The sequence below is a fragment of the Vibrio sp. CB1-14 genome (genome assembly GCF_040412085.2).
GTDB lineage: Bacteria > Pseudomonadota > Gammaproteobacteria > Enterobacterales > Vibrionaceae > Vibrio > Vibrio chaetopteri.
On record NZ_CP115920.1, the window covers coordinates 1,143,097 to 1,165,062 of the forward strand.

Annotated in this window: 19 protein-coding genes; 8 read left to right on the forward strand and 11 right to left on the reverse strand. The window is 45.7% G+C overall.

The annotated features are described in order from the left end of the window. Positions 1 to 83 precede the first annotated feature (83 nt). Complete coding sequence (udk, locus tag PG915_RS05230) at positions 84 to 725, forward strand: uridine kinase (RefSeq protein ID WP_353498160.1); 642 nt, start codon at positions 84 to 86, stop codon at positions 723 to 725. Between the two features lie 165 nt (positions 726 to 890). Then, positions 891 to 2,990 (forward strand): AsmA family protein, encoded by a 2,100-nt coding sequence (locus tag PG915_RS05235; protein ID WP_353498161.1) that lies wholly within the window; start codon positions 891 to 893, stop codon positions 2,988 to 2,990. A gap of 63 nt (positions 2,991 to 3,053) precedes the next feature. Here PG915_RS05235 and PG915_RS05240 read toward each other — a convergent pair whose 3' ends face one another. The 8 genes from PG915_RS05240 to PG915_RS05275 form a co-directional block, all read right to left on the reverse strand. After that, on the reverse strand, positions 3,054 to 3,320 hold the full coding sequence (locus PG915_RS05240; protein ID WP_353498162.1) for a hypothetical protein: 267 nt from the start codon (positions 3,318 to 3,320) through the stop codon (positions 3,054 to 3,056). Positions 3,321 to 3,420: 100 nt separating this feature from the next. Then, the gene (cobO, locus tag PG915_RS05245; RefSeq protein ID WP_353498163.1) at positions 3,421 to 4,029 is read right to left on the reverse strand and encodes a cob(I)yrinic acid a,c-diamide adenosyltransferase; all 609 of its coding nucleotides are present in this window, start codon (positions 4,027 to 4,029) and stop codon (positions 3,421 to 3,423) included. A 159-nt stretch (positions 4,030 to 4,188) separates the two neighbouring features. Beyond that, entirely contained in the window at positions 4,189 to 4,671 is a 483-nt protein-coding gene (locus tag PG915_RS05250) for an arginine repressor (protein ID WP_353498164.1), read from the reverse strand. 199 nt (positions 4,672 to 4,870) lie between these two features. Then, positions 4,871 to 5,881, reverse strand: a complete 1,011-nt coding sequence (locus tag PG915_RS05255) for an ornithine carbamoyltransferase (RefSeq protein WP_353498165.1) — start codon at positions 5,879 to 5,881, stop codon at positions 4,871 to 4,873. Positions 5,882 to 5,963: 82 nt separating this feature from the next. Next, positions 5,964 to 6,875, reverse strand: coding sequence for a carbamate kinase (gene arcC, locus PG915_RS05260; RefSeq protein WP_353498166.1), 912 nt, complete (start codon positions 6,873 to 6,875; stop codon positions 5,964 to 5,966). Positions 6,876 to 6,911: 36 nt separating this feature from the next. After that, positions 6,912 to 8,132, reverse strand: coding sequence for an arginine deiminase (gene arcA, locus PG915_RS05265; protein WP_353498167.1), 1,221 nt, complete (start codon positions 8,130 to 8,132; stop codon positions 6,912 to 6,914). A 542-nt stretch (positions 8,133 to 8,674) separates the two neighbouring features. Continuing rightward, positions 8,675 to 10,126, reverse strand: coding sequence for a YfcC family protein (locus tag PG915_RS05270; protein ID WP_353498168.1), 1,452 nt, complete (start codon positions 10,124 to 10,126; stop codon positions 8,675 to 8,677). Positions 10,127 to 10,487: 361 nt separating this feature from the next. After that, positions 10,488 to 11,117: a glutathione S-transferase family protein gene (locus tag PG915_RS05275; RefSeq protein ID WP_353498169.1), complete on the reverse strand. Its 630-nt coding sequence runs from the start codon at positions 11,115 to 11,117 to the stop codon at positions 10,488 to 10,490. Positions 11,118 to 11,547: 430 nt separating this feature from the next. Here PG915_RS05275 and nikA point away from each other — a divergent pair, with 430 nt between their 5' ends. From nikA to PG915_RS05305, 6 genes are all read left to right on the forward strand, one after another. Then, on the forward strand, positions 11,548 to 13,134 hold the full coding sequence (gene nikA / locus PG915_RS05280; RefSeq protein ID WP_353498170.1) for a nickel ABC transporter substrate-binding protein: 1,587 nt from the start codon (positions 11,548 to 11,550) through the stop codon (positions 13,132 to 13,134). Positions 13,135 to 13,241: 107 nt separating this feature from the next. Continuing rightward, entirely contained in the window at positions 13,242 to 14,186 is a 945-nt protein-coding gene (opp1B, locus tag PG915_RS05285) for a nickel/cobalt ABC transporter permease (protein WP_353498171.1), read from the forward strand. After that, positions 14,183 to 15,007, forward strand: a complete 825-nt coding sequence (opp1C, locus tag PG915_RS05290; protein ID WP_353498172.1) for a nickel/cobalt ABC transporter permease — start codon at positions 14,183 to 14,185, stop codon at positions 15,005 to 15,007. Before opp1B ends, opp1C begins: the two co-directional genes overlap by 4 nt. Further along, positions 15,007 to 15,816, forward strand: a complete 810-nt coding sequence (locus tag PG915_RS05295; RefSeq protein ID WP_353498173.1) for an ABC transporter ATP-binding protein — start codon at positions 15,007 to 15,009, stop codon at positions 15,814 to 15,816. The genes opp1C and PG915_RS05295 overlap by 1 nt, the downstream gene beginning before the upstream one ends. Beyond that, positions 15,810 to 16,592 carry an ABC transporter ATP-binding protein gene (locus PG915_RS05300; RefSeq protein ID WP_353498174.1) on the forward strand — a complete coding sequence of 261 codons (783 nt, stop codon included), beginning with the start codon at positions 15,810 to 15,812 and terminating at the stop codon, positions 16,590 to 16,592. Before PG915_RS05295 ends, PG915_RS05300 begins: the two co-directional genes overlap by 7 nt. Then, positions 16,589 to 17,893 carry an MATE family efflux transporter gene (locus tag PG915_RS05305; RefSeq protein WP_353498175.1) on the forward strand — a complete coding sequence of 435 codons (1,305 nt, stop codon included), beginning with the start codon at positions 16,589 to 16,591 and terminating at the stop codon, positions 17,891 to 17,893. Before PG915_RS05300 ends, PG915_RS05305 begins: the two co-directional genes overlap by 4 nt. A 155-nt stretch (positions 17,894 to 18,048) precedes the next feature. Here PG915_RS05305 and PG915_RS05310 read toward each other — a convergent pair whose 3' ends face one another. From PG915_RS05310 to PG915_RS05320, 3 genes are all read right to left on the reverse strand, one after another. Next, positions 18,049 to 19,719, reverse strand: a complete 1,671-nt coding sequence (locus PG915_RS05310; protein ID WP_353498176.1) for an ABC transporter permease — start codon at positions 19,717 to 19,719, stop codon at positions 18,049 to 18,051. A gap of 64 nt (positions 19,720 to 19,783) precedes the next feature. Beyond that, a complete protein-coding gene (locus PG915_RS05315; RefSeq protein WP_353498177.1) occupies positions 19,784 to 20,746 on the reverse strand; it encodes an extracellular solute-binding protein in 963 nt (320 codons plus the stop codon). Between the two features lie 10 nt (positions 20,747 to 20,756). Beyond that, entirely contained in the window at positions 20,757 to 21,731 is a 975-nt protein-coding gene (locus PG915_RS05320; RefSeq protein ID WP_353498178.1) for an ABC transporter ATP-binding protein, read from the reverse strand. Between the last annotated feature and the right edge of the window lie 235 nt (positions 21,732 to 21,966).

A 21,966-nucleotide genomic window follows, 5' to 3' on the forward strand; every position in this document is an offset into this window, starting at 1 on the left:
GATATCGACTAGTATCTATTGAATGATGTCCATATAATTACGCGGTTTTGTCCTCACCACCATATATGTACTAGGTGCAAAGAATGTCTGATAATAATCAATGTGTCATCGTCGGTATCGCTGGCGCTTCTGCTTCTGGAAAAAGCCTCATCGCGAGCACTATCTATAATGAACTTCGCGAGAAGGTTGGCGATCATCAAATCGGTGTCATCACGGAAGATTGTTACTACAACGATCAAAGTCACTTGAGCATGGAAGAGCGTGTTAAAACCAACTACGACCACCCAAATGCTCTTGACCACGATCTACTTTGTGATCACCTAGAGCAGTTGATCAATGGTGAAGCGGTTGAAGTACCAGAGTACAGCTACACTGAGCACACACGCACTGAAAATAGCACCTCTATGACACCAAAGAAAGTGATCATCCTTGAAGGTATTCTACTGCTGACAGATCCTCGTCTACGTAAACTCATGCACGCGACAGTGTTCATGGATACACCACTTGATATCTGTCTACTGCGCCGCGTTAAACGTGACGTTGAAGAACGTGGTCGTACAATGGAATCTGTTTTAAAACAGTACCAATCGACAGTTCGTCCTATGTTTATGCAGTTTATTGAACCGTCAAAGCAACACGCGGACATTATTGTTCCACGTGGCGGTAAAAACCGTATTGCAATCGACGTGTTAAAAGCGCACATCGCTAAACTACTTCGTGCATAATCCTGACTCAGTTCGGATTGAAAACGCACAATGAACGCGGTGAGAATGTCCTATAATAAATGGGTGCTTGAACGGCGTTTAAATTGCTTTATTTTTTAACTAATTAGTGGCACTTTATGTGCCACTTTTTGTTTTTAGGTTTTCAGCCTTGCAAGGAAGTTGCTAATGAAAAAACTCCTCCTCATTCTCGCCATCCCAGTGCTGGTGATCGTGTTGGGTGTCGCCGCACTGGTGATGTTCGTCAACCCTAATCAGTTCAAACCTATGCTCGCTGAGCAAGTGAAAAACCAAACCGGTCTAGAGCTTGAAATCAGCGGTGACATCAGCTGGCAGTTCTTTCCGTCGGTAGGCCTAGAGCTCGGCCAAACTAGCCTTAAAAACCCACAAGGTTTTCAAAACCCAAATCTATTTAGTGTAAGCCAAGTCGGCGTCAGTGTGGCTGTGATGCCGCTACTCGATAAAACGTTGGAGATTGGCTCGATAACGTTAGATGGCGCGCAGGTTTATTTAGAAACCCTTAAAGATGGCAGCTCAAATCTTGATGCCTTGACGGCAGCGCCGCAAACAGAGACGGTTGCAGATCCTGCTGCGACCAGCGATGCGCCAGCGGAAGCGTCCACATCAGCCGCCGATGGATGGCAGATTTCTCTATCTGGTGTCACAGTGTCAAATGCGCTGCTTGAGGTATCAAACGCGCAAACAGGGACTTTCACTAAGCTTTATGATGTGGGCTTGAATGTGACCGAGTTCGCAGTCGACCAATGGACGACGGCGAACTTTGAGCTTAAAGGCCAAAATAACGATCAGCAGTTCACAGCAAAAGGTATCGCTGACTTTAAATTGGCGCAGGGCTTTGCTGAGTATGCACTTAAGAATATTGAGTTTGATGCAACCTACAAGGATGCGGCAAACCAGATTCAGCAAGCGCAGTTAAAACTGGCGACGTTTGAATTTGATAAGCCAAATGCCATCGATTTCTCAATGAAAGGCAATGCTGCTGATCTCACCTTTGATGCGAAAGGCGGTACTACGTTTACCGTTGATAAAGCCATCTCACTGGTTAAGCTGAGCGGTTTATCATTGGATTCGACCTTAAACGGTGCTGCGTTGCCGCAGTCGCCTATGAAAATCACCATGGCTTCGGATCTCAGCTTTGACTTGAATAAAAGCTTCCTTGATTTTGTATTGCAGAAATTGACCGTCAATAAGATTGAGCTGGATGGTAAAGCAACGGTGCAGTTGGCGGACATCCCTAAAGTGCGCTTCTCACTGCATAGCCCAAATATCGATTTAGATGAGTTTTTGGGCTTGAACCAAACAGCTGCTAGCACTGACTCTAAAGGTGGTGAATCTGGAACGGGTGATTCGGGAACGAGTGCGCCTGCACAAGAGGTTGAACCTGATTTAACGGCGCTTAGCGGTTTGGATGTTCAAGGTAAGATCACTATCGATAAATTCAAAGCGGGCAATGCTCATATGCAGCAAGTGAAGACCGATTTTGCTGTGAATCGCGGCGTGGCTACGCTGAACTCTTTCAGCTCGCAGCTTTACGGTGGTTCCATTACGGCAACTGGCAAGCTGGATGCGCGCAAGTCACCAGCATCATACAGCGCAGTGAAACGTATCAAAGGCGTCAAAGTGCAGCCATTGCTGGTTGATGTGGCAAACAACGATATGTTGGAAGGCACGGGCAATATTGATGTTAATGTCAAAGGTAAAGGTCTTGCACCCACTGCGATGAAGAAGAACTTGTCGGGTACGGTGAAAATCAACTTTGCCGATGGCGCAGTTAATGGTATCAATGTGGCGCAGCTTATTCGTGAAAACTACGCTCGCTTTAAAGGCCAGTCTTTGGATGGAGAAAAAGGCCCTAAGAAAACCGACTTTAGTGCGATGAAAGCAACACTCAAGCTCGCCAATGGTGTGGTGTCGACTAATGATATGACGGCGGAATCGCCGCTACTGCGTGTGAAAGGTGATGGCTCTGCTAATTATATTAATGAGACGGCTGACTTTGTCGTGAGCACTTCGGTTGTTGGTACCCTTGAAGGGCAGGGCGGCCAGAATATCGATGAGCTGAGAGATGTCACGATTCCAATTCGAATCACCGGTGCGTGGACGGATCCGAAATTTGCGTTGGTGTTTGACGATGTGCTCAAAGAGAAAGCTAAAAAAGAAGTCGAGCGTGCCACTGAGCGATTAGGCATTAAAGATGAAAAGACGAAAAAAGCAGTAGATAGCCTGCTGAAAGGTCTCTTTAACTAACCTATCTTTTTAAACAAAAAATGCCAGCCTTTCGAGGCTGGCATTTTTCTTATCGGTATGTGGTTACCAGTGTAGGTCGAGATCTTGTTCTGTCTCGACGATGGTTTCCCATTGGGTAATCAACTCAGCAACTGTTGCCATGTCGACCATTTTGCTATCGATCGCACCATCGGGTCTGCGAATGGTTAGCGATATGCTTGATGGCTCTGTGCTGGGTTCAACGTCGTCCCAACACTCTGTGGAGTCCTGCATGCTTTGTATTGGTCCCCATCCTAGGACAAACTGATGCTCGCTCGTATGCATCCAAAGGGTCAGAGTACAACTTTCCATAAAACTCTCCGTGTTAATGTTATGTTGCATTTGTGTTTAATTTAAACGAAATGCAAACCATTGTCATGCACGAATTATCCTATTTTGTACCCCATATGAGTTACCAATCAACACCTTTAAGTGCTTTCACACCAGATTCAAAGGCGTGTTTAACGTTTTTCACTTCGGAAACGGTGTCCGCCATTTCAATCAGTGTTCGATGCGCGGCGCGTCCGGTGATAATGACTGACTGCATAGCAGGGCGCTTATTAAGTGCCTCGACGACTTCATCAAGCTCAATATAACCATAACTCACCATGTAGGTCAGTTCGTCAAATAGGACGACATCAATAGACTCATCTTGCAGCATACGCTTGCACTCTTGCCAGACGCCTTGAGCCGCTTCAGTATCCGCAGCTTTGTTTTGGGTTTCCCAAGTAAAGCCCGTCGCCATCACCTGAAATTCAACACCAAGCTTTTCGAGTAGGTTACGCTCACCGTTGTCCCATGTCCCTTTGATAAACTGTGCCACTGCACACTTTTTGCCGTGTCCAACGGCGCGTGCGACTGTGCCAAACCCTGATGTCGATTTTCCTTTACCGTTTCCGGTGATGATCAGTAGCAGGCCTTTCTCAATTTGAGCATTGGCGATTTTCTGATCGACATTCTCTTTGACTTTCTGTTGGCGCTCTTTATGACGCTGCTGCTTAGACTCTTCCGACATTGACATAGGGGTTCCTCAAATTTGTTGTGTCTAAGCTCCATCATAAAGCAAACCCAAAAAAAAACGGGATAAATCCTAAGGGATTATCCCGTTTTATGTACTGGTTTGATTTTGCGTTTTGCCTTTTATCCTTTGTCTTTTCCCCTTTGCTTCTTAGTAAAGGTGCTATGCACCTAATCGCGCTCGCACGACTTGCTCACAGCGATCGACATCTTTGACATGTTTTGGCACCACTAAAATGGTGTCGTTGCCTCCGATAGTTGCGAGGATGTCGGCGTGTGGGTCGATATCGATGAGTCTCGCTATCAATTGTGCACTACCAGGGTGGGTCTTGATCACCACCAACGATTGATTGTTAGTGATGAGTTCGATTTGAGAAGAGATAGAAGAATCAACGCGAACCGAGCTGCTTTCTGAGGTTAAGCAGTACGCTTTTTTGCCACAAGCATTTTGCATTTTGACAACGCCAAGCTGGGCAAGAAGGCGTGAGACTGTAGATTGGCTGATCCCATGGTAGCCAAGAGCGACAAGGGCTTGCCTAAGTTTGTTCTGGGTTGTGAAGCTTTGTTGTTGCAGCAGATTTTTGCACACTTCGGTGAGTTTTTTCTCATCGACAGTAGGGTTGTCTAAATCAGGAGTGTCGTACATGTTTCACCTACTAAATAGTAAAACTCATCCTTGAGGTGGTTTTATGTGTTGTTATTTATTATTAATAGCAACTCATACACTATCAAATTGTGAAAAAGTAAAATATATGCCCATTTCTCATTTTGACTGCAGGTTATTGTTTAATCACTCAAAAGCGAGAGAAACCCCTCGCTTTTGTTCGTGCTATAGAATAAGTGGATTATTGACCTAATGTCGCCACCATAACGGCTTTGATGGTGTGCATTCGATTCTCTGCTTCATCAAACACGATAGAGTATGGAGACTCAACCACTTCATCGGTCACTTCACACCCTTGTGATAGCTCTGGGTAGTCAGCGGCTAGGCCTTTACCCACGATGGTATCTTCACCATGGAAGGCTGGTAGACAGTGCATAAACTTCACGTTTGGATTGCCCGTCGCCTTAATCACATCCATATTGACTTGGTAAGGCAGCATTAGCTTGATGCGCTCTGCCCAAGCCTCTTTGGCTTCACCCATGGACACCCATACGTCGGTGTACAGGAAGTCACAGCCTTGCACGCCTTCTTGCACGTCTTCGGTTAGGACAATCTTCGCCCCTGTGTCTGCTGCGATGGTTTGGCATTGCTCAATCAGAGACGCTTCAGGCCAGAATGCTTTTGGCGCTACAAGGCGGATTTCCATACCCATTTTTGCCGCACCTACCATGAGTGAGTTACCCATGTTATTGCGCGCATCACCAAGGTACGCGAAGGTAATCGCACTTAGTGGTTTGTTCGGAGAATGCTCCATCATAGTCATAAAGTCAGCCAGAATTTGAGTTGGGTGGAACTCATCGGTTAGGCCATTCCAAACAGGCACGCCAGCGTACTGACCTAATTCTTCAACGATTGATTGACCATACCCGCGATACTCGATGCCGTCGTACATTCTGCCCAATACACGAGCGGTATCTTTCATCGATTCTTTGTGGCCAATCTGAGAACCGGTAGGACCAAGATAGGAGACTTGCGCGCCTTGATCGAATGCTGCAACTTCAAACGCGCAGCGGGTGCGAGTCGACGTTTTTTCGAAGATAAGCGCGATGTTTTTACCTTTAAGGCGTGGCTGCTCATATCCGTTGTACTTGGCTTTTTTTAGCTCAATGGACAGCTCTAACAAATGACCGATTTCGCGAGGCGTGAAATCAAGGAGTTTTAGGAAGTTACGATTACGAAGATTGAAAGCCATAATAGTGTCCTTTTCTGTCTTAGCGGTGGCTCATACCGCTTAAATTGAGCCAGCGCGTCATATCATTGTGATGGAATGTGAATTAACGTTTGGTAATAACTGTGCCTGCATTGCCTTCTAGGATGCGAAGGCCGTCTTCTAATGAGCCAATGCCAACCATTTTTCCGCCTTGCTGAATGAACTCACAAGAGGCGTCAATTTTTGGCCCCATTGAGCCAGCATCAAACTGATACTGGGAAAGCTCTGCTGGTGTCGTGGCGTGCAGTGGACGCTGCGTTGGTTGACCCCAATCGAGGTACACCGCATCGGCGTCAGTCAAAATCAACAGACGATCTGCGTTGAGCTGCTTCGCTAGGAAGGCAGCTGACATGTCCTTGTCTATCACCGCTTCTACGCCAACCAACTTGCCCTCTTTGCGCGTAACCGGAATACCGCCGCCGCCAGTACAGATTACTAAGTGACCTTGTTCTATCAACGAAGTAATCGCTTCATGTTCAATAATGCCTGTTGGCTGAGGGCTTGGTACCACACGTCGGAAATGCTGTCCGTCTGGTTTAATCGTCCAGTGATATTTCTCAGCGAGTTCGCAAGCTTCTTGCTTCTCATAGATCGGACCAATCGGCTTAGTCGGATTTTGAAACGCGGGGTCTTTCGGATCGACCGTCATTTGAGTCAGCATGCAGGTGACGTTTCTATCCGGCATTTGGTTTTTGAACTCTTGCATCAACATGTAGCCGATCATGCCTTGCGTTTCGCTGCCAAGTACGTCGAGTGGGTACGGGTTGACCTTTTTGTACTCCAGTCCTTGCAGCGCCAGTAAACCAACTTGAGGGCCATTTCCATGCACCAATACGACATTATATTGCTCAGCAATTTTAGCGATGGTGTTAACCGCGACTTCAATATTGTGTCTTTGTACTTCCGCTTCGAGTGGCTCGCCTCTTTTTAGCAGTGCGTTACCGCCAAGAGCGACGACAATGGTTTGTTTTTTCATAGTCTTTATCCAGAGCATTTGAGTCTTTGGGAATGGTTAAATACCATCACGTTCAATAGGACAGCTCATGCAGCGAGCGCCGCCACGGCCACGGCCAAGTTCATCACCTGGGATGGGCAGTACAGTGATACCGGCTTTGTCGTATTTCTCATTGGTGTAGGTATTGCGCTCGTAGCCAATGACCACACCTGGCTTCACGGTAAGTACATTGTTGGCATCGTTCCACTGCTCCCGTTCGGCTTCAAAGTTATCGCCACCGGTAGTAATAAGATTGAGCTTGTCGACTTGCAGCGCTTTTTCGATAGTTGAGATGTACGAGCTTTGCTGAGCGGCTTTGACGCGACCAGATTCATCACCGGTTAAACTCCAGCACTTCACATCATCTGGAATCACATTCGGATAGACCGAGAAAGTATCTTCACGCATGTGTGTCATCACGGTATCGAGATGCATGCAAGAGCGATCTTTTGGAAGCTCTAATGCGATCACTTGTTTTGCCTCGCCATGTCTAAACAGACTAGACGCTAAGTGCTCAACGCCCTGCGGAGTGGTGCGTTCAGACATACCAATCAGAACGGCGCCTTTACCAATGACCAGCACATCACCTCCTTCGATAGTCGAGTGGTCATACGCCAAAGGTTCATCACCGAAGTACTTAATAAAATCTTGACAAGCGAACGTTGGATGCCAGCGGTAAATTGCACGAAGATGGTTGGTTTCGCGTTGACGGGCGACTTTCGCCATCGGGTTAATTGACACGCCGCCATATACCCAGCATGAGGTATCGCGGGTAAACAGATGGTTCGGTAGTGGGTCGATAATGAAGTCGTTCTTTTTGTACAGTGATTGCAGCATTGAAGATGATTCAAGTGACATTTCACCGAAAGACAGACCGCCAGTAAGCACTTTCGCGAGCTCAAGGTTTGGCAGGTCGCCTAAGTAGCATCTCACATCATTCGCGAAGGTTGCGCCATAGCGAAAATCGGATACTTGGGTGTTTAGCAGCCAATCTTTCGCCTCTGGAATCGCTAGTGTTTCTGCGAGCAAGTGAGTCAGTAGTAAGACCTCAACGCCCTGGGATTCTAGCGTTTTTGCAAACACGTCATGTTCTTCGCCGGCTTTCTCGACAGCAAGCACATCATCGAAAAGGAGCTGGTGGCAGTTTGATGGAGTTAAGTGTGTGAGAGCACGGCGTGGACGGTGAATTAACACGCGACGTAGCTGACCAACTTCAGAACCAACATAGAGTTTATTCATAATCAAGTCTCTCTAATATTTATTAAAACTCATCGAGTTTTATGTAGGGTATTTATTATTAGCTTCGCTGTGGTGGTTATAATATGAAGCAAAATATTCAAGCCGTATTAGATCACGATCACACATATTATCGCTGCAAACTATTGTTATTTGAGGGTGCTGTTAACAATATCTATTCGGAATAAGTTGAATAGACAATGGGTTAAAATAGGACTTTTATGGGAATAATATGCAGGCTTTCTTGCCAAGATAGTGAATTGTTCAAGGATGGAAGAAATTCAATTCGCATTAGTTTATTTAATGGTGGTGGCTAATGCGACAAAATATGCATCGCCCTCTACTAGTTAGTGGTTTTTCTCACGTCAAAACGCCATTTGTTAACAGGATTTCAATCAAATATGTGATTCATATCACTGTTTAGTCTCAACCCAAGACCCAAGACCCAAGACCCAAGACCCCAGAGCCTAGAACCTTGAGCCGGGTTTAATACAAAAAAGCCCGCTGACAGGCAGCGGGCAACACATTGGGGTAATTGAGTTTAGTTAGCCGAGTAGGGTACCTAGGCTTAACATGACGACGCAGAACACGGTTAGAATTGCCATAAGCGGTGCGACCCACTTGAGCCATCGCGCATAAGGAACTCGCGCTATCGCGAGGCCTCCCATGACCACTGCCGAGGTTGGGGTGATGAGATTGACCAGCCCAGACGCCGATTGATAGGCAGTAATAACCAGATCTCGTCCAACACCTGCAAAGTCACCCAGTGGCGCCATAATTGGCATGGTGAGTACCGCAAGCCCTGACGTTGACGGCACCAAGAAGGACAATAGAATTTCTAAGAAGAACATGACGTTAATAAACACCACGGATGAGAGCCCGGTAACGATATGTTCGGCGGAGTTCAGTATGGTATCGGTGATCATGCCTCTATCCATCACCACTACAATACCTCGCGCAATACCGATAATCAGTGCCACGCCCAACAAATCGCGTGCTCCTTCAATGAAGTTATCGATAAAGGATTCTTCACTCATCTTAGCGACGAGACCCACCAAAATTGATGCGGCCAGGAACATGGCTGAAATTTCGGCCATCCACCATCCAGCAACCGATACGCCATAAATCATCACAGCAAATGAGCCACCGAAAATGGTGAGAATGACTTTACGGGTAGCGGTGAACTCTAGCGATTCATCGCCTTTATTGCCAAGGAAGTGTGCTTTATTTTCTTCGTACTTATCGTAAACAATCGATTTGGTTGGATCGGCTTTGACCATCTTGGCATAGCGCATCACATAAGCAACGCAAATTACCCAGCCAACAACCAACATCGCCAGACGCAACATAATGCCCTCAGTAAAAGGTATGCCGGAGGCGTTAGCTGCGATGACCGTTGCGAATGGATTAATGGTTGAGCCCAGAACGCCGATACCAGCGCCAAGCAAAATAGTCGCTGCGGCTACTAAGGGGTCAAATCGCGCAGCCATCATGACCGGCACCAGCAAGGTATAAAATGGCAGCGACTCTTCCGCCATGCCATACACAGTACCGCCAGCGGCAAACAGCGCCATGAGGATGGGGATCATTAACTCTTCTCGCCCTTCAAGGCGGCGAGTAACGCGTTCGATACCGGCATCAATCGCGCCGGTTGCGGTGACAAGACCTAAGAAACCACCAATGACGAGCACAAATAGCGATACATCGATAGCACCAGCTTCATAGCTGTTGTGGTCGTAAAAGCCGTCAATCGGTGCAAGTAGCACATCAATAGGGGTTTGTGGATTGCTTTCTACACTGGCGTAGGTGCCAGCAACTGGGACTTCTCGACCTAGGTCTTCATTCATTTCCCGCTCATATTGGCCGGCAGGAATGATCCAGGTCATCAGTGCCACGATGGCGATCAGCGCAAATAATATGGTGTAGGCAGAAGGGAACTTGAAACGAGTAAAAAAGCCGCCAGACTTTTTCGGTTCTTGGACGACGTGGGCGGTCATAGCATTCTCCTTAGCAGGAAGTGCTTTCTTCCCGCTTAGCTGTACGTTTAACGTTCAATTACCACATTGAAGCTATAAGAATTACTAATCTAAGTAGTGGCTAAAAAGTACTATGGATAGGCGGAAATAACTTTAGACTTGCTCACAAAAAACCATCGGTAAAAATAACGACAGTTTTTGTGGGGATATTAAATTCGAAGGGATGAAAAAATATGGGGTGACGTAGTTGATAGACTATTACGTCACCCATTAATACGGATATTTATGCAAGAAATCGATATTTATGCAAATTGTTAATTTGTTGATGTTGGTCAATAAATAACTCGGTTTAGAATATTCACTATATCGACCATTAATGCGTTTAAGCGCTTGATTTGTCGTATTGAGCTTCAAGCTCTGCGGCTTTTTGCGCGGCAGGACGCTGTTGAAGCGTCGCGAGATAAGCGGCCAATGCAGGATAGTCGCCAAGAAGCTCTAGCTGAGCAGCCACCTCGACAATCCAAGACAACAGAATATCAGCTGCGGTAAATTGCCTGCCAACCAACCAAGTATTGGCTGTTAGGTGATCGTTGAGGTACCTCAAGATCAGCGCCAACTCTTGTTTACTGTAGCCATCGAGAAAGCGTGTTTCAGTGCCGTCAATCTTTAGGAAGTAGTGGAGTAAAAGCGGCAACGCAGCTGAGCTTTCTGCGAAGTGCAGCCACTGTAAGTAAAGCGGATACTCCGCTGAATCTTGCGCTGGTGCAAGAGAGGCGGAAGAAAAACGCTGCGCCAAATACTCGGTAATGGCACCGGATTCCGCCAACACTTGGCCATTTTCTTCGATAACCGGTGACTTACCCAGCGGATGAATCGCTTTGAGCTCTGCTGGTGCTAAATTGGTCACCGCGTCACGTTGGTACGCTTTTACTTGGTAAGGAACATTAAGTTCTTCAAGTAGCCAGATAATACGTTTAGAGCGTGATTTGTTGAGGTGATGGAGAGTAATCATGAGTCGCTAACCTCTTGCGTTATGAGTTTGTGTATCCGTTTGTTTACGTAGCACACTAGCAATCTGGAAGTTAAATTGTGAACAATTTAATTGTGAGCAATTATTGCTGCTGAGTGCTTGCATGACTTTATGGTGATGAGCTCTTTCGCATCATTGATTTCTGATTTATCGATAAAAAAAATGTTGCAGTTGTGACTGCTAAGCGCAAGTTATGTATTGCAGATGCAAATCGTTTTCAATTACCTTCTCATTAAGGTTAACTTGATCCAGATTAAAAAATTAGACTAAGCGTGCTGTAAAATTTGTATGTAAGTAGACACATCGTGTCGCCAATACTTTGCATCTTAGAACGCCGAGAATACCGTCATTTCAAATCTCTTGGATGCGACAAGATAGCCCTGTTACAACATTAGGACTTAAGGTTTCGTTTATGCCATTAAAAAAATTTATCACCGTTAGCGCGGTCGTCATATCCGCCATTCTCCCGATTCAAAGTACGCATGCTCAGGAAAGCACTCTGACGCTGGCAAACTATCGAGATATTCGTGACCTTAACCCACATCTGTACGGTGGTGAGATTTTCGCGCAAAACCTGATTTTTGAGGGTTTGGTTCACCTCGGTGAAAATGGTGTCTTAGAGCCATGGTTGGCGACAAGCTGGAGTACGTCCGAAGACGGCAAAATCTATACCTTTAAACTACGAGACGACGTGACGTTTTCTGACGGTACTAAGTTTGATGCTAGTGTTGTTAAAGCAAACTTTGATGCTTTGCTGGATAACGCAAACCGTCACACTTGGTTGGAATCTATCCGCCTGATGGTAGAAGTTGAAAAGTCTGGTAAAGAGAGTGTTCGCATCGTTGACAGCAACACGGTTGAAGTTGAGTTTGCTGAGTCCTACTACCCATTTCTCGTTGAACTCGGTGTGACACGTCCGTTCCGTTTTCTTTCTCCGAAATGCTTCAAAGATGGCGCGACGAAAAACGGAACTAGCTGTTATGTGGGAACAGGTAGCTACGTCCTAACAGATAACGTGGTCGATCAGCGTGCGACGTTTGAACGCAACGCAAATTACTGGGGTCAGATACCTCAAGTTGACAAGATCATCGCGAAAGTGATTCCTGACAACCAATCACGCTTGCTGTCACTGCGCAGTGGGGAAGTGGATATGGTTTACGGCCTGCAATTAATCAGCGCGCAATCATTCAAGCAATTTGAGAAAGATCCGCGCTTTGGTACGACGCTTTCAGAGCCTGTTTCGACCCGAATGCTGATTCTGAATTCGACCAGAGAAAATCTAAGTGATACCCGAGTACGTCAAGCGCTTACTCATCTAACCAACAAAGCGATCATTGCCGAACGTATCATGCTAGGTTTGGAAAAGCCGGCCGACACGCTATTGGCAAACAACGTTCCTTACGCAGATATCGACTTGACACCGTATCAGTATGACGTTGCACAAGCCGAGAAGCTGTTGGATGAAGCTGGTTGGAAGAAAGATGGCAAAGTACGCAAGCTAAACGGCAAGCCTTTCGAGATTACACTTTCCTACGACAGTGACAAAGTTGTGGAACGCACGATTGCACAGTATTTGCAAAGTGAATGGTCTAAAGTGGGCTTGAAAATGAAACTCGTTGGTGAGGAAGAGCAGGCTCACCGTGATCGTTTGAAACATGGTGACTTTGATCTTTCGTTCAATATCTCTTGGGGTACCCCTTATGATCCGCAGTCTTTTCTTGGCGGTATGCGTAAACCCGTTTACGGTGACTATGAAGCGCAACAAGGTATCCCTGAGAAACAAGAGATCGATAGTCGCATCCTTGAAGCACTAGAGTCAATTGACGAGACAGAACGTCAATCCCATTACAGCTACGTACTAAAAACGCTGCATGAGCAAGCAATCTACATTCCAATCAGTTATGAACAAAACCGCACCATTTTCAACAAACGTGTAGAAGGCGTCAGCTTTAATCCGTCTCAGTTTGAGATTCCGTTACAACGCATGTCTGTTAAGTAACCTTATTGCTAAAGCGACTTAACCCGTTACACCTGTGACGACTGACACTCAGATTTGAGTGTCAGTCTTTTTGTTTTCTGATTAACCAAAGTCGAGAAAGTATCTGCATGGCAAAATACATATTAAAGCGGCTACTAAGTGCAATTGTGACACTTTTCTTTGTCTCGTTTATCGCGTTTGCTTTAGTCAATATCATCCCCGCAGACCCTGCGGAAGTCGCATTGCGAGTGAATGATACGACACCAAGTCCTGAAGCGATTGAAGAAATTCGCTTAGAGCTTGGCTTGGATAAACCCTTTCTAGTTCGTTATGTAAATTGGTTAGGGGCATCATTACAAGGCGATTTTGGCGCATCCTACACCAATACTAACCGTTTAGTTTCTGACGAACTCGCTCGTAGCTTTCCACACACGTTAAAGCTAGCTGGACTGTCATTGATCTTGTTGGTGTGTGTGAGTATTCCAATGGGTGTGCTAAGTGCTGTTTACAAAGACCATTGGTTTGATCGTATTGTACGTGTGTTCATTTTTGCCAGCACAGCAATGCCAAACTTTTGGCTTGCATTCATTTTGATTTGGTTGTTCTCGATTTACATGTACTGGCTACCCAGTAGCGGTGCGTCGACATTTAGTCATTTTATTTTACCTTCGATTACCTTGTGTATGGCGTATGTGGCGACGTATATCCGCCTAATCCGAAATTCAATGTTGGATTCAATGAATCACAACTATGTGGTCTACGCACGAGCCCGAGGGATTGCTGAGTATCGTGTAGTTTGGAAGCATCTTCTCAAAAATTCTTTGCAAACCTCTATGACGGCACTGGGTATCGGAGTCGTACGACTTATCGCCGGGACAGTGGTGATAGAGAGTATTTTTGCGATTCCCGGCTTGGGCAGGCTTGCGTTAGCCGCCATTTTTAATCGTGATTATCCAATTATTCAGGCGTACATATTAGCGATGGGTAGCTTATTTGTTGTCTCTAATTTGCTCATCGATATATTACATACCGTCGTAGACCCTCGTTTGAAGTCAGGAGGTAAACACCAATGATGCAACGTCTCTTGGGCAACAAGACGGTGATCGTTTGTTTGCTTATTCTCTCCGTCATTTGTTTGATGGGGGCATTTGCGCCGTTTATTGCACCGCATGACCCAAACTTAGCGGATGTCATTAATACACTCATGCCTATGTCGGCAGAGTATCCGCTTGGTACCGACCATCTAGGTCGCTGTGTTTACTCACGTCTACTGTTTGGTGTGCGTACGACCCTTTATTACTCCTTATTAACCATGATTATCACGGCATTTGTCGGTGGTTTCATTGGCGTTGTTTCGGGGTATGTTCGAGGAAAGGTCGATGCAGTCATCATGCGCGGCTGTGAAGTTATGCTGTCGTTTCCGTATGAAATTATCGTATTGAGCATTGTTGGTATTATGGGACCCGGCATTACCAACATCATTGTAGCGAACTTCATTGCCAAAATTGCATGGTATGTGCGCATCGTTCGCAGCTCAGTCATCTCATTCAACCATCAAAATTACATTCTGTATTCGAGAACGGTAAAAACACCGCAAAGCTTTGTTTTCCGTAAGCACTTAGCACCTAACGTTGCTGCTGAAGTCATCATTCTTGCAACCTTGGATCTAGGGTGGATCATTTTAAGTATTTCAACCCTGTCTTTCTTGGGGCTTGGTATTCAGCCACCAACACCAGAATGGGGAGCGATGCTTAGTGATGCAAAAGAGGTTTTGTTCTCAAACCCCGAGCAAATGCTGATTCCCGGCGCAGCGATTATGGTGGTGGTTGCGTGTTGTAACTTGCTGGGGGACTCGCTTAGAGACGTGTTAGACCCAAAAACGGAGCAGCGTTGATGTTAGAACTAAACAATCTTACCGTCGCAATTGAGAGACCAGTACATCGAGAGTTGGTTTCCAATGTGAGTTTTACCCTCAAAGAAGATCAGTGCTTAGGTATTTTAGGTGAGTCAGGTAGTGGCAAGAGTCTAACCTGCAACGCGATTAACGGCTTGTTGGGTGAGCAGTTCTCTATTGCTGGTGAAGCAAAATTTGATGACCAAGATCTATTCACCATGACACCAAAACAGCGTCGTCAAATGCGTGGAGAGACAATTTCGATGATCATGCAAAGTCCAATGACGGCCTTCAATCCACTATTCACCATCGGCAATCAGGCGATTGAGACGATTCAGCAGCATTCGGCTATGAGTCGTAAAGAAGCTACGGAGTTGTTCTGCGATGTGTTAACTCGAGTGAACCTAAAGTCTGTTCAATCTTTGCTGAAAAAGTATCCCCATGAGCTCAGTGGCGGAATGTTGCAACGTATCATGGTAGCGCTTGCCTTAGTGTTAAAACCTAAGTTGATCATTGCCGATGAACCGACAACGGCCATTGACTACATTTCTCAACGTGAAGTGATCAAAGAGTTGCAATTTGTTCGTGAACAATTTGGTACCAGCCTCATTTTTGTCAGTCATGATTTGAGTTTAGTGTCGCACATCGCTGATAACGTTATGGTGATGAATCAAGGAAGAGTGGTGGAGTATGGTGATACTAAGCAAGTATTTACTCACCCACAAAGTGAGCATACTCGTTACTTAGTTGATACGCGCATGGCATTAATTAATCGCTTTAAGTCAGTAATGGAGAGTCAGCCATGTTGATTGATGTTCAAAATGTCACCAAGGCTTTTAAAAGCGATGATAGTTGGTTGTTCTCGAGTTATCAGCAGGTGCTTAACGGCGTCTCGATCACGGTGAATGAAGGGGAATGTGTTGGTATAGTCGGTGAGTCGGGCAGTGGGAAAAGTACGCTAGGTAAAGTCCTTCTGGGCTTGGAAATAGCGGACAGTGGTGAGGTAGTGTTGGGGCAAGCCATTGAAGGCTTGCCAACCCACAAAGCCATCAGTGTGGTTTTTCAAGATTACAATACGTCAGTGAATCCGCGCTTGACGGTTCGGGAAATCATTAATGAACCCCTAATAACAGAGAGCATAAGCAAAGCACAGCGCGAAGCTATGCTCGTGGAACTCCTCGAAGAAGTCGGGCTTAAGCCTGAAATGCTAGACCGTTATCCTCATCAGCTTAGTGGCGGGCAACTGCAACGAGTGTGTATTGCTCGCGCTATTGCACCCAATCCAAAGTTTATCTTACTCGATGAGGCGGTAAGTTCGCTTGACGTTTCCGTCCAGGTTCAAATACTCGATCTTCTACAGAAGCTAAAGAAACAACGCAATATTTCCTATTTGTTTATTACCCACGATATTGCTGTCGCGAGCTTTCTATGTGATCGCCTGATGTTTTTTAAAGGTGGACGAATTGTTGAGCATGTTGAGGACATGCGTGACTTAAAACACGTTCGAGACCCCTACACCAAAGAATTACTGGAAGCGGCAGGATATCTAGAGATCCCTTTTGAAGCTGAGATGAATCAACAATGAATTTGACACATAAAGACTATTTTAAGATTGCATTCCCATTTATTGTGTCGACGGTCACCCAGCCTCTATTGGGAGCGGTTGATACAGCGGTCATTGGTAAGTTAGGTGTTGCAGAGCTTATTGGTGGCGTAGCCATCGGAACGGTCATCATGAACACGTTATATTGGTTGTTTGGTTTTTTCCGAGTGAGTACGACAGGTCAAAGCGCTATTGCTCTGGGCAAAAACAATCAAACAGAGCAAGCTAGCAGTTTATTACGTCCCTTGGTGCTCGCATTATTTGTGGGTTTGAGCTTTGTTTTTATGCAGTCTTTGATTTGGCTCGGGGCTGAGTGGGTCATTTCCCCAGAGCCGGTCGTTGGAGAGAATGCCAAGATCTATTTTGACATTATGATCTACGGCGCTCCTTTCGTTCTGCTTAACTACACCATCATCGGATGGTTAATGGGTCAGGCGAAAGCGAAGGAGACCTTGTTCACCCAAGTATTTGGCAACGTGCTAAACATTATTTTAGATCTGGTGTTTGTACTCTACTTTGATATGGGGATAGCGGGAGTCGCTATTGCCACTCTTATTGCTCAAATCACCACCTTTGTTATTGGTGCTGTCCTCGTTCTCAAAACGTGCCAGTTCTCGCTGCTTGACTACGTTCGCACCACAAAAATGTCGCGTAAGGATCTGAGTGTCATTGTTTTCTCAAACCTTGATTTGTTGCTCCGCACGGTCTGCATACTGGTGTTTTTTAACATGATGGCTCGTGTTGGTTCACAGTTGGGAGCCGATGTACTGGCAGCGAATGCAATATTGATGCAAGTCACCTTCATTGCCAGCTACTTGTTTGACGGCGTGGCGAATGCATCCAGTGTTTTTGCCGGCAAGTCTGTGGGACAAAAAAATCCCCAACTGCTTAGCCGTGTTATCAAACTGAATGTCCAGTGGACTACTGGCTTTGTCATTGTATTATCGCTACTTTTGGTCGTGTTTAAACAGCAGTTGGTGATGCTCTTCACCACTCTACCAGAACTAGTTGAGATCTATTCAACAATGAGCCCGTGGCTCATTGTGTTCCCGCTGGTGGCAGGCTACGGACTGACTTTTTATGGCATTTTCACTGGAACAGGGACGACTAGACCGGTGCGCAATTCAACTTTCGCGACACTGTTGGTCTTTTTAATTGTTCAGTTTGTTGGTGTTCGGTACTGGGGCAATCACGGACTATGGCTGGCTTTTACACTGTTTTATTTGGGACGCTTCATTTTTCTCTATCCATATATGAATCAAGTAAAACAAAAGTGCCAATAATCTGTTGAGACGTTCAAATATGCCCCTTGGGCATATTTGAACGTGTTCCCTTAAAGTAAAAATTTATACTGTGACTGTTCTTTTAGTAGACGTTGAATTCTAAATCAGACTCTTATCAAAATTAACTGCACACATTTCATGGTAGATGCAAAGAATTATCGCTCTCTGTGTCGAGATTCTATTACCTTTAAGCCAGCCAGCATGGATACCGTTACAGAAACGACCACTAATGCCATCGCCATTGCTAAGCTGGTGTTGCCCTGGTCAAACTCACTAAAAATAAAGGTTGCGCTGGTTTCAAAGCCGGGCGGTTTCACCATGAGAGAGCCAACCAATTCACGTTGACCGATGATAAAACTCATTGCCCAGCCTGCTATTACCCCGGGTAGAATTAGTGGCAGTGTAACTCGACTAAATCGATAGAATTCAGAAGCACCTGATACCTTAGCAGCATCGTCAAGACTGCTGCTGATTTGCTCTGCAGCCGACTTTACATACTGCACTGTATAGGGAAGGAACAGAACAACATACGTGATGATCAGCATCCCTTTGGTGTTGTAAAGAGGAAAGGGGTTACTTGGTGAGTTCCAGAATAGAATCAAACCAAAGACAACAACGATCCCCGGCACCGTATTGGACAATAAGCTCGCAAAGTCGATGACTTTCGTTAGGTGGGATTGTCCACACACCACCGTCAATCCATACCAAATCCCGAGTGCAGTACAGATGGTCGCGGCATATAGACTAAGCTGAATACTATTTAGCAACGCGGAAAACGCCTCGCTGTCGAAGCTAAAGACTTGCGCGAAGTGTCTAAAGGTTAAGTTATCCCAGCTAAGTCCAAATCCCGCTAAATCGATGAGTGCGGTGGCGGTTATTGAGAAATAGGGAATACCAATTGATAACGCAAGTATAAAAGCGATGACCAACCAACAAGCGCTGCGTTGCCAAGGCGATAACGCAATAATTCTTAGTTTGTTCCCCTTGCCCGAAATGAGCTGGTATTGGTAATTGTTCGAGATATAGAGCTGTCCCATCCACATCAACATACTTGTTGTTAGCAAGACCAAAGAGAGCACCGATGCTTTTACGAAATCTATCGGCCAAGTCGAGGTAAAGCGGTGGATTTCCGTTGTCAGCACGTAATAGCCTATCTGCTTACCCAAAGTTGCTGGCGTGCCGAATTCTGAAATTGTTTTGACGAATACCAGTAATGCCCCCATTAGGTAGCCTGAAATCAACAGCGGCAAGAAAACTTTGACCAGGATTCTTAGCTTGGATGCACCATATATGATTGCCGCTTCTTCAACACTAGCATTGATTCTCAACAAGCTATTTTTGATAACTAAGTACATGAATGGGAAAAGCGACAGGCTCATTATTAACACCATGCCAGCCAATGAGAAGAAGCCAGTCTGTAATCCCGCCAAGCCAGGTAATAACTGCTCTAGATAACCCCTCGGGCGCATAAAAATCATCCACCCCATAGAGTCGATAAACGGTGGAGTCATGAATGGGATCAAGATGACGATATCTAGCCATTTATGGTGACCGATCTCTGTTTTAGCTGTAATCCATGCCAAAGGGGCTGCAAACAATGTTGCAACGATGGTGACTAAAAAAGCGAGTTGAATAGAGTTCCAAAGCACACCGAGTGTGTAGCTATCAACAAGTTGTCGAAATAAAGATGTCAGGTGCCAATGCCCATCTTGGTAGGCGCTATTGATAAGAATCGTACCCATTGGCATTAGCACTAAGATAATGAGGCTTAGCAACGCCAATAACGTGGGTTTATTGAATGTATCTTGGGATTGGAGTGTGTTCATAGAGATCTGATATAAAGCGAGGCGGCGGTAAAAGAGGAGAGGTTAACCCTCTCCTTGAGGTGGGTTAGCGAAACATCGCGCTAAACTTCTTAGTGACGTTTGCTTGATTTTCAAACATCCAATTCCAGTCATAATCCAGTTGCTTAATCTCAGCGTAGTCTGGGCGAGATGGATCCGCTTTTACATCACTACGACCAGGTAGCAGCAAGTTCTTAGCAACAATGTTCTGTGCACGTTCAGTCAGCAGGTAGTTAACAAATACCTCTGCTTGTGGTTTATTTTCGCTAGATTCAAGCACCATGACTGGTCTTGGTGCGATTACAGTGCCCTCAGCCGGGTAGATAACCTGGATTGGATTTCCTTTGGCCTTTTCGCCGTATCCCATGTAATCGACGCCAGCCAGTACGACACTTTTCGAGCCATTAACCACTTGGTTCAGTGCCGGACGGTTTGCACCATTAACATCGATATCGTTTTCTTGCCATGCATTGAATAGTGTCCATGCTTTGTCCGCATCATTAGCTATGACACCAGAGATAAAATCCAAAGCAGAGCCTGATTCAGTTGGGTCAGGAATAACGACTTGTCCTGCCCAGTTGTCTTCAGTGTAAGTTGTGAGTGATGCTGGGGCATCTTTCACCAGACGGGTATTGTAGGTAATCCCTAAAGCCGAGCCTGAATACGCGAACAGCTGATTGTTACCATTCCATCCATCATGCAGTTTATCTGCGTTTTCTGGAGTAAAGGTATGTAAAAGCCCTTCGCTCTGAAGACCCATTGCCGCTGGCCAAGAGGCTAAAATAACCACATCTGCGACCGGGCGAGCTTCTTCCGCTTTTAATCGTCCCAAGATTCGTCCAGTCGTTGCTTGGTAGACTTGAACTTTGTTGCCCGAGACTTTTTCAAAGTCTTTTATTAGCTGGTTTGCTAGTCCTTTAGGGCCTGCGGTATAGAGCGTGAGATCTGCAGCGGCAACCGCGCCCGACACAAGTCCAAGGGCGAGAGCTAGTACGGATAGGTTTTTCATCATCATTTCCTTATAAGTGAATTCTTTGAATATCTTCAGGGGCGCAATAAAGAGATATTACTTCTCCAGGGGTCGGTCGCTGTGATGCGAAGAAGTGCCACTTCTCTCCTGCAACATTGGCCTCAACGAGATAGTGCTGCCCTTGGAATCGAGCGTTGATAATCGAACCTTCAAACTGCAAATCATTGTCATTGGCAGCAGCATGAGGTTTCAGCTTTTCCATGCGGATAAAGGCATGGCCTTGAGGGCTAGGAAGACGATTGCTCTTCCCTATAAACTGAGCGACAAATTCTGACTTAGGATGGTGATAAATCGCCTCCGGTGAGTCGAACTGTTCAACTTGACCAGCATTCATGATGACCACTTTATCTGCCATAGACATAGCCTCTGCCTGGTCGTGTGTGACATAGACAGCGGTCAATTGGTTATCTTTGAGGATTTGTAGCAATAGGTGCTGAATCTGATCTTTAAGAACTGCATCAAGCGCTGAAAGTGGTTCATCAAGCAGAATCAGTTGTGGTTTGGTAACTATGGCTCTCGCGATAGAAACGCGCTGTTGCTGACCGCCAGAGAGCTGGCTTGGAAATCGTTTAGCGAACGAGGCTAACTGAACTTGTGCCAGTGCATCGTTTACTCGCTTATCCAGATCTTTGGTGTCTTTTCGTGCACGTAGGCCAAATGCAATATTCTCATAGACAGTAAGGTGTGGCCAAAGCGCGAAGTCTTGAAACACCATTCCAAGCTTTCGATCTTGAATAGCGATAGATTCATTCAACTCACCGTCGAAAACACTACGCTCATTGATTTTAATTTGTCCTGAAGAAGGGTGCTCTAATCCTGCTATGGATCGGAGTAATGTCGTTTTTCCGCATCCAGACGGCCCAACGAGTGCGGCCAATTCACCTTGATTTAAAGATAGATTGATGTCGCGAAGCGCACTAACGTCACCGAAGCTTTTATTGAGGTTTTTAATCGAAAGGCTCATGCCATGTCACCATAATTCCGTTTGATGACAATCATTCATGAGTTTTATTAATTAATGACTCAAATTACGTGAAGCTTTTGTTTCGTTTCAGTCCCTATCTCAATGAACTTGCGTACTAGAGCGTGAGTTATGGGGTTGATGTGCCTAATTTTTAAGAGAAAAGTCATATTCCTTTAATCATTGTTGGCACACCATATTCTATCCGTCAGTATTGGGGGGCTGGCTTGTTCAAGGT

Bases quoted from the DNA above. Each gene is read 5' to 3' on its own strand.
- opp1C (WP_353498172.1), top strand. From the start codon at position 14,183: ATGATGCAACGTCTCTTGGGCAACAAGACGGTGATCGTTTGTTTGCTT.
- cobO (WP_353498163.1), bottom strand. From the start codon at position 4,029: ATGTCAATGTCGGAAGAGTCTAAGCAGCAGCGTCATAAAGAGCGCCAA.
- PG915_RS05315 (WP_353498177.1), bottom strand. From the start codon at position 20,746: ATGAAAAACCTATCCGTACTAGCTCTCGCCCTTGGACTTGTGTCGGGC.
- PG915_RS05305 (WP_353498175.1), top strand. From the start codon at position 16,589: ATGAATTTGACACATAAAGACTATTTTAAGATTGCATTCCCATTTATT.
- nikA (WP_353498170.1), top strand. From the start codon at position 11,548: ATGCCATTAAAAAAATTTATCACCGTTAGCGCGGTCGTCATATCCGCC.
- PG915_RS05250 (WP_353498164.1), bottom strand. From the start codon at position 4,671: ATGTACGACACTCCTGATTTAGACAACCCTACTGTCGATGAGAAAAAA.
- opp1B (WP_353498171.1), top strand. From the start codon at position 13,242: ATGGCAAAATACATATTAAAGCGGCTACTAAGTGCAATTGTGACACTT.
- PG915_RS05275 (WP_353498169.1), bottom strand. From the start codon at position 11,117: ATGATTACTCTCCATCACCTCAACAAATCACGCTCTAAACGTATTATC.
- PG915_RS05295 (WP_353498173.1), top strand. From the start codon at position 15,007: ATGTTAGAACTAAACAATCTTACCGTCGCAATTGAGAGACCAGTACAT.
- PG915_RS05235 (WP_353498161.1), top strand. From the start codon at position 891: ATGAAAAAACTCCTCCTCATTCTCGCCATCCCAGTGCTGGTGATCGTG.
- arcA (WP_353498167.1), bottom strand. From the start codon at position 8,132: ATGAATAAACTCTATGTTGGTTCTGAAGTTGGTCAGCTACGTCGCGTG.
- udk (WP_353498160.1), top strand. From the start codon at position 84: ATGTCTGATAATAATCAATGTGTCATCGTCGGTATCGCTGGCGCTTCT.
- arcC (WP_353498166.1), bottom strand. From the start codon at position 6,875: ATGAAAAAACAAACCATTGTCGTCGCTCTTGGCGGTAACGCACTGCTA.
- PG915_RS05310 (WP_353498176.1), bottom strand. From the start codon at position 19,719: ATGAACACACTCCAATCCCAAGATACATTCAATAAACCCACGTTATTG.
- PG915_RS05255 (WP_353498165.1), bottom strand. From the start codon at position 5,881: ATGGCTTTCAATCTTCGTAATCGTAACTTCCTAAAACTCCTTGATTTC.
- PG915_RS05240 (WP_353498162.1), bottom strand. From the start codon at position 3,320: ATGGAAAGTTGTACTCTGACCCTTTGGATGCATACGAGCGAGCATCAG.
- PG915_RS05300 (WP_353498174.1), top strand. From the start codon at position 15,810: ATGTTGATTGATGTTCAAAATGTCACCAAGGCTTTTAAAAGCGATGAT.
- PG915_RS05270 (WP_353498168.1), bottom strand. From the start codon at position 10,126: ATGACCGCCCACGTCGTCCAAGAACCGAAAAAGTCTGGCGGCTTTTTT.
- PG915_RS05320 (WP_353498178.1), bottom strand. From the start codon at position 21,731: ATGAGCCTTTCGATTAAAAACCTCAATAAAAGCTTCGGTGACGTTAGT.